The 14,067-nt window shown below is 73.7% G+C and carries 9 protein-coding genes; 5 read left to right on the forward strand and 4 right to left on the reverse strand.

What is annotated here, in order from left to right:
* Window positions 1–169 precede the first annotated feature (169 nt).
* The 3 genes from purB (at window position 170) to ACIOC1_RS13095 (ending at window position 3,560) form a co-directional block, all read left to right on the forward strand.
* Complete coding sequence (gene purB, locus ACIOC1_RS13085; protein ID WP_401853895.1) at window positions 170–1,603, forward strand: adenylosuccinate lyase; 1,434 nt, start codon at window positions 170–172, stop codon at window positions 1,601–1,603.
* Window positions 1,604–1,640: 37 nt separating this feature from the next.
* On the forward strand, window positions 1,641–2,189 hold the full coding sequence (gene mug / locus ACIOC1_RS13090; RefSeq protein WP_401311128.1) for a G/U mismatch-specific DNA glycosylase: 549 nt from the start codon (window positions 1,641–1,643) through the stop codon (window positions 2,187–2,189).
* 213 nt (window positions 2,190–2,402) lie between these two features.
* Window positions 2,403–3,560: an ROK family protein gene (locus ACIOC1_RS13095; protein ID WP_355341235.1), complete on the forward strand. Its 1,158-nt coding sequence runs from the start codon at window positions 2,403–2,405 to the stop codon at window positions 3,558–3,560.
* Window positions 3,561–3,668: 108 nt separating this feature from the next.
* Here ACIOC1_RS13095 and ACIOC1_RS13100 read toward each other — a convergent pair whose 3' ends face one another.
* Window positions 3,669–4,430, reverse strand: coding sequence for a GntR family transcriptional regulator (locus tag ACIOC1_RS13100; RefSeq protein WP_401853898.1), 762 nt, complete (start codon window positions 4,428–4,430; stop codon window positions 3,669–3,671).
* Window positions 4,431–4,821: 391 nt separating this feature from the next.
* Here ACIOC1_RS13100 and ACIOC1_RS13105 point away from each other — a divergent pair, with 391 nt between their 5' ends.
* Window positions 4,822–6,282, forward strand: a complete 1,461-nt coding sequence (locus ACIOC1_RS13105) for an NCS2 family permease (RefSeq protein WP_401853900.1) — start codon at window positions 4,822–4,824, stop codon at window positions 6,280–6,282.
* Window positions 6,283–6,504: 222 nt separating this feature from the next.
* Here ACIOC1_RS13105 and ACIOC1_RS13110 read toward each other — a convergent pair whose 3' ends face one another.
* Window positions 6,505–7,506 carry a DMT family transporter gene (locus ACIOC1_RS13110; RefSeq protein ID WP_401853902.1) on the reverse strand — a complete coding sequence of 334 codons (1,002 nt, stop codon included), beginning with the start codon at window positions 7,504–7,506 and terminating at the stop codon, window positions 6,505–6,507.
* A gap of 46 nt (window positions 7,507–7,552) precedes the next feature.
* Between ACIOC1_RS13110 and ACIOC1_RS13115 the strand changes: the two genes are divergently transcribed.
* On the forward strand, window positions 7,553–9,112 hold the full coding sequence (locus tag ACIOC1_RS13115) for a PLP-dependent aminotransferase family protein (RefSeq protein WP_401853905.1): 1,560 nt from the start codon (window positions 7,553–7,555) through the stop codon (window positions 9,110–9,112).
* A 23-nt stretch (window positions 9,113–9,135) separates the two neighbouring features.
* Here ACIOC1_RS13115 and ACIOC1_RS13120 read toward each other — a convergent pair whose 3' ends face one another.
* Window positions 9,136–12,126 (reverse strand): tetratricopeptide repeat protein, encoded by a 2,991-nt coding sequence (locus tag ACIOC1_RS13120; protein ID WP_401853907.1) that lies wholly within the window; start codon window positions 12,124–12,126, stop codon window positions 9,136–9,138.
* A 49-nt stretch (window positions 12,127–12,175) separates the two neighbouring features.
* Window positions 12,176–13,999: an HSP90 family protein gene (locus ACIOC1_RS13125; RefSeq protein ID WP_401853908.1), complete on the reverse strand. Its 1,824-nt coding sequence runs from the start codon at window positions 13,997–13,999 to the stop codon at window positions 12,176–12,178.
* Window positions 14,000–14,067: the final 68 nt, after the last annotated feature.

Below are 14,067 nucleotides of genomic sequence, written 5' to 3' on the forward strand. Positions count from 1 at the left end.
CGCCCGGCGCAGACCTACGACAGACCCGGGTCGACTCGGCAGTGGTACGGCGCCGGGGGCACCTGCGGCGCGCGGCGGTCACGGCCCCGTTCCCGGACCGCTGACCAGGGCTCCGGCGCGTGTGACCGGCGGAATCCGGCCGCCCGGATACCCGGTAAACTCTCCGCACGTGACTGCTAAGCCGCGCATCCCCAATGTCCTCGCCGGCCGCTACGCCTCGGCGGAGCTGGCCACCTTGTGGTCTCCCGAGCAGAAGGTGGTGCTGGAGCGCAGGCTGTGGCTGGCCGTGCTGCGGGCGCAGAAGGACCTGGGGATCGAGGTGCCGGAGCAGGCCATCGCGGATTACGAGCGGGTGGTCGAGCAGGTCGACCTCGGCTCGATCGCGGAGCGCGAGAAGGTCACCCGGCACGATGTGAAGGCGCGCATCGAGGAGTTCAACGCGCTGGCCGGGCACGAGCAGGTCCACAAGGGCATGACGTCACGGGACCTGACGGAGAATGTGGAACAGCTTCAGATCCGGCTGTCGCTGGAGCACGTCAGGGACCGTACGGTCGCGGTGCTCGCGCGGCTGGGGCAGCTCGCGGGTGAGTACGCGGAGCTGGTGATGGCGGGCCGCTCGCACAATGTGGCGGCGCAGGCGACGACGTTGGGCAAGCGCTTCGCGACGACCGCGGACGAACTGCTGGTGGCCTTCGAGCGGGTCGAGGACCTGATCGGCCGCTATCCGCTGCGCGGCATCAAGGGTCCGGTCGGCACCGCGCAGGACATGCTGGACCTGCTGGGCGGCGACAGCGCGAAGCTGGCGGATCTGGAGCAGCGGATCGCCGACCACCTCGGCTTCTCGCGGGCCTTCACCTCGGTCGGCCAGGTGTACCCGCGGTCGCTGGACTACGACGCGGTGACGGCGCTGGTGCAGCTCGCCGCCGGTCCCTCGTCGCTGGCCAAGACGATCCGGCTGATGGCCGGGCACGAGCTGGTCACCGAGGGCTTCAAGCCGGGCCAGGTCGGCTCGTCGGCGATGCCGCACAAGATGAACACCCGTTCCTGCGAACGCGTCAACGGCCTGATGGTGATCCTGCGCGGTTACGCGTCGATGACCGGCGAGCTGGCGGGCGACCAGTGGAACGAGGGCGATGTGTCGTGCTCGGTGGTGCGCCGGGTCGCGCTGCCCGACGCCTTCTTCGCCTTCGACGGGCTGCTGGAGACGTTCCTGACGGTGCTGGACGAATTCGGTGCCTTCCCGGCCGTCGTCGCCCGCGAACTGGACCGCTACCTGCCGTTCCTGGCCACCACGAAGGTGCTGATGGGCGCGGTGCGCGCGGGCGTCGGCCGCGAGGTCGCGCACGAGGCGATCAAGGAGAACGCGGTGGCGTCCGCGCTGGCCATGCGCGAGCAGGGCACCGAGCGCAACGAACTGCTCGACCGGCTCGCCGCCGACGCGCGGATCCCGCTGGACCGGGCGGGTCTCGACGCGCTGATGGCCGACCGGCTGTCGTTCACGGGCGCGGCGGCCGGACAGGTCGCCGAGGCCGTCCGGCGGATCGAGGACGTCACCAAGGCGCATCCGCGGGCCGCCGCGTACCGCCCCGGCGCGATCCTCTGACCACCGGGACGAGCAGGACGAGCAGGCGGCAGCCCGTATGACTCCGGAACAGCTCACGGCGGCCCGCGACCGCACCCTGGACGATGTCATCGGGGGCGGTCTGCGGGTGCTGTTCTGCGGGATCAATCCGGGGCTGATGTCCGCGCATCTCGGGCAGCACTTCGCCCGGCCGGGCAACCGCTTCTGGCCCGCGCTGCACGCCTCCGGTTTCACCCCGCGCCGGTTCGCCCCGGCCGAGCAGGAGGACATGCTCGCGCTCGGCCTCGGGATCACCAACGTGGCCGGGCGGGCGACCGCGCGGGCCGACGAGCTGACGGCGCGGGAGCTGGTCGAGGGCGGGAAGCAGCTGACCGCGAAGGTCGAGGAGTACCGGCCCGGCTGGCTCGCCGTGCTGGGCGTCACCGCCTACCGGGTGGCCTTCGCGGACAAGCACGCCCAGGTCGGCCCGCAGGAGCGGACGATCGGCGCGACCCGGATCTGGGCGCTGCCGAGCCCCAGCGGCCTCAACGCGCACTGGTCGCCGGCCGCTCTCGCGGAGGAGTTCGCCCGACTGCGCGTCGCCGCGGGTCACGAGCCGAAGCCGTAGCCCCCCGCCCTGCCGTTCCGCCTGGGCCGGCGGGACGGCCGCGCGCGGCACCGGCACTCCACCGCTCCCGCGCACCGTCCCCGTAGGACGTTTGGCGTCCCGTCAGCGCTTACGGGACGCCACGCGTCTTGGCGGGTACGGGCGACCACTCGCCGCGACGGCCCGCGCCCGGTACGATCCGCCACACACAGGTACAGGCTGGGAGGACATACGTTGGGGCGGCTCACCGGCGGGGACCCATCCCTGCTCCGGCGGATCAATTCCGCGGTCGTCCTCCATGCGCTGCGCGGGGCGCAGGCCCCGACGCTGACCGAGCTGGTGCACAGCACGGGACTGTCGCGGCCCACCGTCGAGGGCGTCATCGAGGGCCTGGCCGAGTCGGACCTGGTGGTCGAGGTGGCCCCCGAGGGCGCCGACGCGCGCAAGCAGGGCCGTCCCGCCCGCAGGTTCCGTTTCCACGCCGAGGCCGGGCATCTGCTGGGCATCGAGATCGGCGCGCACCAGGTACGGGTGGTGCTGTCGGACCTCAGCGGCCAGGTGCTGGGCTCGCACGGCCGCGAGGTCGACGAGGCCGCGTCCGCCGACGACCGGCTGGAGCGGGTCCGCGGCACGGTCGCCGAGCTGCTGCGCAAGGCCGGGGTGGCCCGCAGCACCCTGTGGGCGGTCGGCGTGGGCAGCCCCGGCATCGTGGAGGCGCACGGCGAGGTCCGGCTGAGCACGGCGCTGCCCGGCTGGACGGGGCTGCCGCTGGGCGAGCGGTTGCAGCGCTCCTTCCGCTGTCCGGTGCTGGTGGAGAACGACGCGAATGTCGCGGCGGTCGCCGAGCACTGGAAGGGTGTCGCGGTCGACACCGACGACGTGGTCTTCGTCCTGGCCGGGCTGAGCCCCGGCGCGGGTTCGCTGATCGGCGGGCGGCTGCACCGCGGCTTCGGCGGCGCGGCGGGCGAGATCGGCGCCCTGCACCTGCTGGGCCGCGAGGTCACGCCCGAGCACCTGCTGTCGACCACCGGCACCCCGCTGCACCCGCTCGACGAACCGGCGGTCGCGCGGGTCTTCGCGCTGGCGAAGAAGGGCGACGTACAGGCCAAGGACGCCGTCGAGCGCTTCCTTCGCCGCCTGGTGCACGACGTCGCCGCGCTGGTGCTGGCGATCGACCCGGAGCTGGTGGTCGTCGGCGGCTGGGCGGCGGGCCTCGACGGGGTCCTGGAGCCGCTCCGTTCCGAGCTGGCGCGCTACTGTCTGCGGCCCCCGAAGGTGACGCTGTCCGCGCTCGGGCAGGAGGCCATCGCGACCGGCGCCCTGCGGCTGGCCCTGGACCATGTCGAGGAGCAGCTCTTCGCGGTGGAGCAGACGTCACTGGCGCGGCACTGACGTATCAGTACCGCGCCATGGTGACATCGGGTCGGCGTACGGCCGCCGGGCTCGGCGCCTCCGGTGGTCTCGACCGGTGGGCGCTCGCCGCCGGGGCAGCCGCCCGGTTCAGGAAGCCTGGCGGCTGTCGTCCTGGTGGTGGGTGACCTCAAGAGCACCCGAGTCGCCGAAGGTCAGCCGGCAGGTGTCGGCACGGTACGTGGCCACCGACGCGGCGGCGACCCGGCCCTCGGAGAAGTAGCGGGTGGTGACGACCAGGACGGGCGCGCCGGGCAGCCGGTCGAGCTGCTTGGCGTCCTGGGCGCTGGCCGAGCCCAGCTCGACGGAGCGGTCCTCGCCCTCCAGCTCCAGCGTGTGCAGCTCGCGCAGGACGGCGGGGCCGTGGTTGGCGGGCGTGAGCATCGTCGACAGCTCGGGCACCGAGGCCGGGGGCACGTACAGCAGCTCGGTCGCGACGTGCTGGCCGCGCATCACGCGCTCGCGGCGGATGGTGTGCACCGCCTCGTCGCCGCCGGTGCCGAGGAGCGCGGCGATCGGGCCGGGCGCGGCGGCCTCGACGCAGCCCACCGTGTTCCAGGAGTCACGGCCGGAGCCGGGCCACGCCTCGGCGGCCGGTCCCACGGACACGCCCATCCGCGGCGGTGCCACGGTGGTGCCGACCCCCCTGCGCCGCTGGAGGCGCCCTTCGAGTTCCAACTGTTCGAGCGCCTGCCGGAGCGTCGCGCGCGCGACACCGAAGCGGGCGGCCAGGTCCCGCTCGTTCGGCAGGATCTCACCGACCTCGAACTCCGAGTCGAGGGCGTCGTTCAGCACGGTCTTCAGGTGCCAGTACTTCGGCTCCTGCACCGATTCGAGCTGCGTGGTCCCCACCCTGTCCTCGCAATCACCGGGTCCGCGACGGGCTCTGGCTTGTCGGCCACGCCCTCGGCTTGTTCAGCCTTGTTTCCGAACCACTATTTATTAAAGGTCCTTGCACTACTACGTCTCGAAGATAGAGCCGCCTCGTGAACTTGGTCAAGACCAATCCTCGAACGCGACGGCCTGCTATGGGGCGGGCGCGCGAGACGTTCATGAGTTGTTGACGGTGTGCTGAGACGCCGTTCGTGATGTCCGTGGGAAACGACGCGGGTGTTGACCTGGGCATGACTGAAACCCGACGGTGATACGGGGTAACGCCACGGAAACCCGCCGCGGCCGACCGGGGAGCACAATCCGTGTGCCCCGCCCTCGTTCCACCGTTTGTTGAATCCAGAGGAGCACCATGTCAGGACCCGTCGTGGACGCGGAGAAGCCGTCGTCCGCACCACCACCCGCGGCCAGTCCGCTGGACCGCTACTTCCGGATATCGGAGCGCGGATCCACGCCCGGCCGGGAGATACGCGGCGGTCTCGCCACCTTCTTCACGATGGCGTACATCCTCGTGCTCAACCCGATCATCCTGGGCAGCGCCACGGACAAGTTCGGGCACCACCTCTCGGTCGCCCAACTCACCACCGCCACCGCGCTGGTGGCGGCCGTGATGACCGCGATCATGGGCGTCGGCGGCAACCTCCCGCTGGCGATCGCGGCCGGTCTCGGCCTGAACGCCGTGGTCGCCTTCCAGCTCGCGCCCAAGATGAGCTGGCCCGACGCGATGGGCCTGGTCGTCCTGGAGGGCCTGCTGATCTGCGTGCTCGTCGCGACCGGCCTGCGCGAGGCGATCATGAACGCGATCCCGCAGCCGATCAAACAGGCGATCAGCGTGGGCATCGGCCTGTTCATCGCCTTCATCGGCTTCGTGGACGCCGGATTCGCCAGCCGTATCCCCGACGCGGCGAAGACGACGGTCCCGGTGCAGCTCGGCGCGACCGGGACGCTCACCGGCTGGCCGGTGCTGGTCTTCTGCCTCGGTGTGCTGCTGACGGTCGCGCTGGTCGCGCGGCGGATCAAGGGCGCGATCCTGATCAGCATCGTGGTCATGACGATCGTGGCGATCGTCGTCAACAAGATCGCCGACCTGCCCGACTCGGCGTGGGGCCTGACCGTGCCCAAGGTGCCGCACCATGTGACGTCCACGCCCGACTTCGGGCTGATCGGTCACTTCAGCCTCTTCGGCGGCTTCCGCGAGGCGGGCATCGTCACGGCCGCGCTCTTCGTCTTCACCCTCGTGCTGTCGGACTTCTTCGACGCGATGGGCACGATCGTCGGCATCTCCAACGAGGCCGGTCTGCTGGACGAGCAGGGCCGGGTGCCGAACATCGGCCGCGTGCTGTTCATCGACGGCGCCGCCGCCGTCGCGGGCGGCGCGGCCTCCGCCTCCTCCAACACCGCCTACGTGGAATCCGCCGCGGGTGTCGGCGAGGGCGCCCGTACGGGTCTGGCCAGCGTCGTCACCGGCGCGCTCTTCGTGGTGGCGCTCTTCCTGACCCCGCTCGCCGGCGTCGTCCCGTCCCAGGCCGCCGCCCCCGCCCTGGTCGCGGTCGGCTTCCTGCTCATGGCGCAGGTCCGCACCATCGACTGGACGCAGTACGACATCGGCATCCCGGCCTTCCTCACCATCGCCGTGATGCCCTTCACCTACAGCATCACCAACGGGATCGGCGCGGGCTTCCTGTCCTTCGTCGTGATCAAGATCGTGCTGGGCAAGGCGCGCGAGGTGCATCCGCTGGTGTGGGGTGTGTCGGTGTGCTTCCTCGCGTACTTCGCGATCGATCCGCTCCAGCAGGTGCTCGGCGCCAAGTAAGCACTCACGGAGGTCTGGTGACGCGCCGCACGGTCCCTCGGCGCCGCCGAGGGACCGTGCGGGAGGCGCCGCGCGCGGCGGCACCGGGCGGACGACGCCCCGACCGGGACGGGGGCGCCCGGTCGGGGCTGCTGGCCGGACCGGTGTCGCGCACCGGCCCGTACTGTCACAACTCGCCCACCCCAGCGGGAGTTCCCGGCCGCGCGGAATTTTGCCATCCGGCTATGGGGCGTCCGCCGCCGCCGGAACGGTCCGCCGATCGCGGTCGGGTACGTGCTCGGGAAGCGGCTTCGCGAGAGGCCGGTTCGCGAGAGGCCGGTTCGCGGAAGGTTCCTTCGCGAGCGGCCGTCGGCGGGACCGCAGCGCTCCCGAGCCGACGGCGACACCGACCGCGACCAGGACGCTGCCCGCGAGTTGACCCGCCCCGAAGGTGCCGACCGCCACCAAGGGCGCGGTCACCGCGGCGGACACCGGGATCAGCCCGGAGAAGAGGGTGGCGCGCTCGGTGCCGATCCGCTGCACGCCCGCGTACCAGCACAGGAATCCGATCACGGTGGCCACCAGCGACTGCCAGCCGAGCGCCAGCGCCTCGGATCCGGTGGGCACGCGGACCGCCGCCCGGCCCTCGGTCACCAGCCCCAGCGTCCCCGCCTCCACGGCGGCCAGCGCGCACACGCACGCCGACAGCAGCGGCGGCCCCAGCGGCTTCACCAACGGCGCCGCGAGCAGAGCGAATCCGCACTCCCCCACCAGCGCCATCACCGACCAGAACAGCCCCACGCCGTCCGTGCCGCCCCAGCCCTGCACCACGAAGGCGCCGGACGCCACGAGCACGGCCCCCGCGGCGACCGTCCGCGTCGGCCGCCGCCCCGCCCCGAGCGGTACGAGCACCGCGACCACGACCGGGGCGCACCCGACCAGCACGCCCGGCACCGCCGGTTCCGCGGTGCGCTCCGCCGCGAGGATCGCGAGGTTGAAGCCGACCATGCCGATCGCCGCCACGCCCGCCGCCAGCGCCCACTGGCGTACGGTCAGCGCCCGCAGTCTCCGCACGGCGCCTTTGCGCGCGGGCCACAGGAGCAGCAGACAGGCCGAGCCGTAACGCAGCGCCTGGCCGCCCGCGTGCGGATAGTCCACGAGCGCGCCGCCCGCGGTGAAGGACGCGCCGACCAGGACACAGGCGACAGTGGCGAAGAGGAAGCCGACGCGTGGGGATGAGTTCATACGACGACGGTATGGAGACAAGCGGTCCGGTTTAAGGTCCATTCCCATGGGAGTTAAGAGGACCAATTCGGATGGTGCCGGTGCGGTCCCGGAGGGGGCGGGCGGCGCGCCGACCGCGGCGGCCGGGCCGGACGTACCCCGGACGGCGGGCCCGGCGGGCCCGCCGGCCGACGGGCGGCGCGGCGCCCAGCCCGAGGGATGGACCGCCGCGTGGGAGCTGTTGCTGCCCTCCGCGGGGGCGTCGCCGCGGGGTCGGGGGCGGGCGCTCCAGGCGGCGCTGCGGGACGCCGTGCGCTCGGGACGGCTCGCGCCCGGCACGCAACTGCCCGCCAGCCGCGAACTGGCCGCCGACCTCGGCGTGTCGAGGGGCCTGGTCACCGACGCGTACGCGCAGCTCACGGCCGAGGGGTATCTCAGCGGGCGGCAGGGCTCCGGCACGTGGGTGACGGGCGCGGGCGCCGTACCCGTACCGGCCGCGACGGCCATGCCCGCCGTGGACGACCGGGGCGGTCCCGCGGACCTCAGGCCGGGTCTGCCGGACCTCTCCCTGTTCCCGAGGGCCGCGTGGTCGGCCGCCCACCGGCGGGTGATCGCCCGGCTCCCGCACCGCGCCTTCGGCTACCCGGATCCGCGCGGCCTGCCCGAACTGCGCGAGGCGCTCGCGGAGTTGCTGGCCAGGCGGCGCGGGGTGGCCGCGGACCCCGACCAGGTGATGGTCTGCTCCGGCGTGGCCCAGGCGCACACCCTGCTCGGCTTCGTCCTGCGCGGGCGCGGCGAGCGCGCGACGGCCGTCGAGGACCCGGGCAGCCCCGAGCAGAGCGGACTGCTCGGCGCGACGGGGCTGACGGCGGTGCCGGTGCCCGTCGACGAGGAGGGCCTGTCGGTGACGGCGCTGGCCGCCGCCGGAGTACGGTCCGCCATCGTCACGCCCTGCCACCAGTTCCCGACCGGGGTCGCGTACTCGGCGCGGCGGCGCGCCCAACTCACCGACTGGGCCCGTACGGTCGACGGTCTCGTCATCGAGGACGACTACGACGGCGACTTCCGCTACGACCGCGCGCCGGTCGGCGCCCTCCAGGGCCTGGCGCCCGGCCATGTCGCCTACACCGGCTCGGTGAGCAAGACCCTCGCCCCTGGGCTGCGGCTCGGCTGGCTCGTCGCGCCGCCGGACATCATCGCCGACGCCGCCGCGCGCAAGCGCACGATGGACCTCGGCAACCCGGTCACCGAGCAGGCCGTCCTGGCCGACTTCCTCACCTCCGGGCAGTACGACCGCCACCTCCGCCGCTGCCAGCGCCTCTACCGCCGCCGCCGCGACACGCTCACCACCGCGCTCGCCGCGTACTTCCCCGGCGCCACGACCAGCGGCATCGCCGCCGGTCTGCACGCCATCGTCACCCTCCCACCGCGCTGCGGACCCCCGTCCCGTCTGCTGTCCGCCGCGACCGCCGCCGGAATCACCCTCCGCCCCCTGTCCGACTACGAGCACGCGCCGACGCGGGTGCCCGGCGTCCGGTTGGTCATCGGGTACGCGCACCTGTCCCCGGAGTCGATCACTCGCGCGGTCGAGCTGCTGGCCAGGGCGGAGTCGGCCGCACCGCGCTGAGACGAGCGGTCCTGAGCCCGGCCTCAGCTCTCGTCGTCCGCCCGGTCGGCGCTGGTGTAGTCGAGGATCGAGGCGGCCTCGGCGCGGCGGGCGTCGGCCGTGGGGTCCTGGGCGCCGGCGTATTCGGCGGTGACGGTACGGGCGCGGGTGGCGGCGGCGGCGGGGCGGGCGAGGTCGGCTTCCAGCCAGGCGGCCATGAGGGTGGCGGCGGTGCGGTCGTCGCGGGCGGTGGCGCCCAGCGGGGTGAGGGTGGCGATGGCGAGGTCGGCCAGTGCCAGGGCCTCCTCGTGGACGGCGTCCGTGTCGCCCGGACCGTCGTCGGAGCCGTCGGTCCCGCCCGCCGCGCGTAGGACGATCTCGGCGGTCTGGCGGTAGGTGTCGGCGAGGTCCACGCGCAGGTGGGCGGTGGCCGTCCCGTCATCGGGGGCGGCGGTTTCGAGTGCCTGTCGCACGGTGTCGGCGGCGGCGGTCATGAGGGAGCGGGCCACTGTGATGCCGCCGCGGCCTTCACCGACTTCGATCCAGGCGCGGGCGCGCAGGGTGCGGATCAGGGCGTGCGGGTCGCCCACGGCGCGCCAGAGGTCCTCGGCGCGGGCGTAGGCGCGTACAGCCTCGTCGTGCAGACCGGCGCGGTTGAGCGCGTCGGCGGCGAGATTGGCGAGCATGGCGTGGTCGCAGGGGTCGTCCCAGCCCTCGGCGACCCGGGCGGCGCGCAGGAACTGCTCGGCGGCCTCGCGGGCCTCGCCGAGGTCGAGTTGGCACTCGGCGAGCCACCAGCGGGCCTGGACGATCTGGGCCTCGTTGGCGGCGCGTTCCAGGTCGGGAAGCACGGACTCCAGGACGCAGGCGCCCTCCTCGGCCCGGCCGAGCCGCCGCAGCGCGCCGCCGAACAGCAGCCGGGCGGTGGCGCCCATGTCGTCGCCGTGGCCGGCCTCGTCGGCCCAGGTCGCGGCCTCCAGCGCCTCGGCCGCGGCCTGTTCGTCGTCGCCGAGCGCGGCGCGCGCCTGGGCGATGAGCAGGTGCAGATGGGCGCGGTGCGGCGGTTCGAGTACGTCGGCGCCGTGGTCGAGCGCGGCGCGCGCGCAGTCGGCCGCGGTCTCGGGGTCGCCGCCGCGCAGTGTCAGGTCGGCGAGGGCCGCCTCGGGCTCGGCCGCGTACCAGGGCTGTTCCGCCGCGTGGTGCAACTCGGCTCCTCGGGTGAGGAGTCGGACGGCCCGCTCGCCGTCGCCGCGGCCCGCGGCGAGCCGTCCGAGCATGACGGTGGCGTCCGCGAGGCGTCCGGTCATCCCCGGCTCGGCCTGGTGCTCTTCGCTGAACTCGGCTACGTCGGCGGCCTGTTGGGCGGCCTCCGCGAGCGCGGCCCGCCGGGCCTCGTCATCGCCGCCCGCCGCGGCGGCCAGCAGGACACGGCAGCGCAGCAGCCCCGCGCCGCTGACCTGGCGGGCGGTGGCCCGCTCCCCGCCGTGCAGGTCGCGCAGCACCGCGCACTGCTCCTCGACCGCCCGCAGCGCCTCGTCCGCCTCGCCGGTGAGCGCGAGCGCGTAGGCGGCGCGGGCCCGGCTCGCCGCGGCCTCCCCCGGCTCCCGCGCGTCCTCGAACTGCCGAGCGGCGCGCAGGAACAGCTCGCGGGACCGTACGGGTTCGCCGATCGCGGCCATCGCGGCGTTGTCGGTGATCTCCGCGCGCGCCGCGGCGTCCACTTCGGCGCCGGTCCGTTCCACGGCGGCGGCCACGTCCGCCCACGCCTGGTGGGCCCGCGGGTCGCCGCCGCCGCTGAGCCGCCGCGCCTCGGCGACCATGTCCGGCAGGTCGTCGGCGCCGGGTTCTGCCGGTACGGAGTCGGCCCGCGGCGGGGGAAGGGCCGGTCCCGCCTCCGTGGCCGCCGCCTCGCCGAGCCGCGCCGCCCGAATTCCCAACGGCAGCCGCTCCAGCAGGGGTTGGCGCGCCATCCGCTCCCGTACGGCCTCGGAGACGGCCCGTGTGCCGTTGCGGGCGTCGAAGCTGTGCGCCAACTCCAGGGCGCGGGTGCGGGCATGGGTGTGCAGGTCGGCGGCGGTCCAGTCGCGTCCCGCCGGTCCCGGCACCGGGCGGTCGGCGTGGCCGAGCGCGGTGAGCCGGGCGGTGAGCAGCGCGGTGACGGCGTGGTGGTCCATGAGGCTGTCGGGGTCGCCCGCGGCGGTGAAGTGCGCGGGGTGTGCGGCCAGGATCTCCAGGCCGCGCGCCTCGTTGCCGGTGAGCGCGCAGAATTCGATGTGCTGGGCGACGGCGGACCGCATGCTCTCCATCGACCGGACCATCCGGTAGCCGCGCAGGTGGTTGGCGCGGGCCAGGTCGGCGCTGCCGGTCCTGAGCAGCGGCAGCAACGAGGAGGCCAGCACCCCGTGCGGCTCGTGCGCACACGTCAACTCGCCCGCCAGTACCGGCTGCCAGCTCTCCAGCGCCCGCCGGTCGTCGCCGAGGCGCACCCGCCAGCCGCCCTGGGCGTGCAGTTCGCAGGCGTGGCAGTCGCTCATCACGTCGCGGTCGGCGGCCAGCCACGCGGCGAAGGCGGCCTCGGCGCGCGGCAGGTCGCCGATGTGCCGGGCGATCCTGAACTGGCCCTGCCGTACGGCGCGTTCGGAGTATCCGGCGAGCCGGTAGCGGTGTTCCATCTCGGCCTGCCACTTCTCGATGGCGGCCAGCGGGATGTGCGGCTGGTCGAGCATGCCGCTGGAGACCCACTTGAAGTACCAGTGCAGGCTCTTGGCGCTGAACTCGTCGAAGTCGCCCGGCTGTTCGTCCCACATCCGCAGCGCCTTCGCGAAGGGCACGAATCTCTTGTCGGACTCGGAGCTGTAGTTGTACGCGGTGAGCAGATTGAACAGCGCCTCGATGATCAGCGGCCGGTCACCGGTGCGGTCGGCCTCCTCGGCGATGCGCTCGGCGCGGGCGTTGCGGGCCGCGCCCTCCGGCTCCGCCGCGTTCTCCTGGATGGCCCGGCGCAGATCCGCCGCGGTCGTGGGCTCGCCGGTCATCGTGGGCTCCCCGGGACGCCGCGCCGTGGCCCGGTCGGACACGTCGTCCTCATCGGCCCTCCTCCTGCCCGGCCGGGTGGTCGGTGGCCCACTGGAGCAGGTCGAGGAAGGCCCGGTTGAGCAGCGCGGTGTCGGCGGGCCGCAACGGCCGCTGCGCCATCAACAGCGCCTGCCCGTACAGCGCTTCGACGGAGCTGGCCACCAGGTCGCGGGCGCCGAGCGCGCCGATCCTGCGCACCAGCGGGTTGAGGTGGTTCAGGACCAGCCGGGCCCTGGGCGCGGTGCCGCGCAGCGATCCGAGGATGCCCGCCCACAGGTCGTCGGCCTGTTCCTCTTCCTCCTCACGGGCGCGCTCGTGCCGGGCCGACCGGTCGTCGAGGTGCAGCGCGGGAACGGTCAGCGGGTGGAACGTGCGCAGGACGACGTCGCACCCCAGCGGGTCGAGTGCGGCGCGGGCGACGGCCAGGAAGCCGGACAGGGCCAGTTCCTCGGCCGGGTCGACCGTGTCGAGGTGGGCGGTGACGGTGTCGGCGTCCAGTTCCGCGACCGGGGTGCCCGGCCGTACCCGCGGGAGCATCCCGACCAGGTCGGCGTCGTACGTGTAACCGCCGTTGACCACGCCCATGCCCTGGGCGGCGGCGATGGCGGCGACCTGGCGGAATTCCTCGACGGTGCGGGTGAAGTGCACGGTCGGGTGGCGGCGGGCGAATTCGTCGAGCGACTGCTGCCCGTCGGTGGTCTCGAACGGCAGCCAGGGCAGCATCACCCGCAGCAGGTCGGGGTCGTGCCGGGCGAGCGTCTTCACGCCGAGGTGGTGCACGGACAGGAAGTGTCCGAGGCGTTCCGGCTCGCCCGCGGCCAGCGTCGTCAGCCACTCCTTGATCCGCTCGCCCAGCGCGTCGCGGACGGCGGCGAGCGTCTCGTCGGCGTAGAGGTGTTCGCGGGACGCGGTCGGCCGCAGGCTGTCGGTGTCGATGACGCAGCGGACGAAGAAGGCCCAGTCCGGGAGGAGTTCGTCGGCGCGGTCGGTGAGCAGCATGCCCTTGAGGTGCACGCGGTGGCCCGCGCGCTGGGCCGGGCTGACGGCGGAGGGCAGGACGTACGCGATGCCGCGCACTCCGGCGACCGGCACGTCGAGGTCGATGGCGTCCAGCGGCAGGAAGCCGAACTGCTCCTGGCAGTGCCTGGCCAACTCCACCCGGCGGGCCCCGGCACTGGCGTGGCGGCGCTCCCAGACCGGCGGCCGGTCGGTGACGGGCGTGTCGTCCACCCGGATGTCGTACGGCAGCAGCGAGCCGAAGTCGCGGGTGACGGCGGTGACCCGCTCGGGCGTGAACCAGTCGGCGGCGCCGGGCCGCGCCGTGAGGTGCACGGTGGTGCCGGGTTCGGTCCTGGCGTCGTCCGGCAGCGTGCGTACGGTGTACGAGCCGTCGTCGCGCGCGGACCATTCGACCGGCGGCGCGTCCGGGGTGCGGGCGGAGCGGCTGACCACGCGGATGGTGTCGGCGACGACGAAGCAGGCCAGCAGGCCGATGCCGAACTGGCCGAGGAATTCGGTGCGGGCGGAGGCGATGCCGCTCTCCAGCGCGTCGCGCTTGGAGCTGCGTCCGATGGTGGCCAGCAGATTGTGCACGTCGGCCTCGGTGAGGCCGATTCCGGTGTCCTCGACGCGCAGCGCGCCGGGTTCGGTGTGCAGCAGGACGCGGGCGGGCGCGTCCTGGTCCTGCGCGCGGCGGGCGGTGATCGCGTCGACGCCGTTCTGCAGAAGTTCCCGCAGGTAGACCTTCGGGCTGGAGTAAAGGTGGTGGGAGAGGAGATCCACCAGGCCACGCAGATCGACCTGGAAGGTGTGCGGTGTCTGTTCTGCAGTCATCGTCGCTGCGCCGGTGGGGGTAGCTGCTTCGGCGCGGGTAGGGCGGCTCGGGTGGTCCGCGGCGGGGT

It is taken from the genome of Streptomyces sp. NPDC088197 (assembly GCF_044741185.1).
In the GTDB taxonomy this organism is placed as follows: Bacteria; Actinomycetota; Actinomycetes; order Streptomycetales; family Streptomycetaceae; genus Actinacidiphila.

Coding starts and splice junctions, on each gene's coding strand:
- mug (WP_401311128.1), top strand. CDS start 1,641: ATGACTCCGGAACAGCTCACGGCGGCCCGCGACCGCACCCTGGACGAT.
- ACIOC1_RS13105 (WP_401853900.1), top strand. CDS start 4,822: ATGTCAGGACCCGTCGTGGACGCGGAGAAGCCGTCGTCCGCACCACCA.
- ACIOC1_RS13110 (WP_401853902.1), bottom strand. CDS start 7,506: ATGAACTCATCCCCACGCGTCGGCTTCCTCTTCGCCACTGTCGCCTGT.
- ACIOC1_RS13115 (WP_401853905.1), top strand. CDS start 7,553: ATGGGAGTTAAGAGGACCAATTCGGATGGTGCCGGTGCGGTCCCGGAG.
- ACIOC1_RS13120 (WP_401853907.1), bottom strand. CDS start 12,126: ATGACCGGCGAGCCCACGACCGCGGCGGATCTGCGCCGGGCCATCCAG.
- ACIOC1_RS13125 (WP_401853908.1), bottom strand. CDS start 13,999: ATGACTGCAGAACAGACACCGCACACCTTCCAGGTCGATCTGCGTGGC.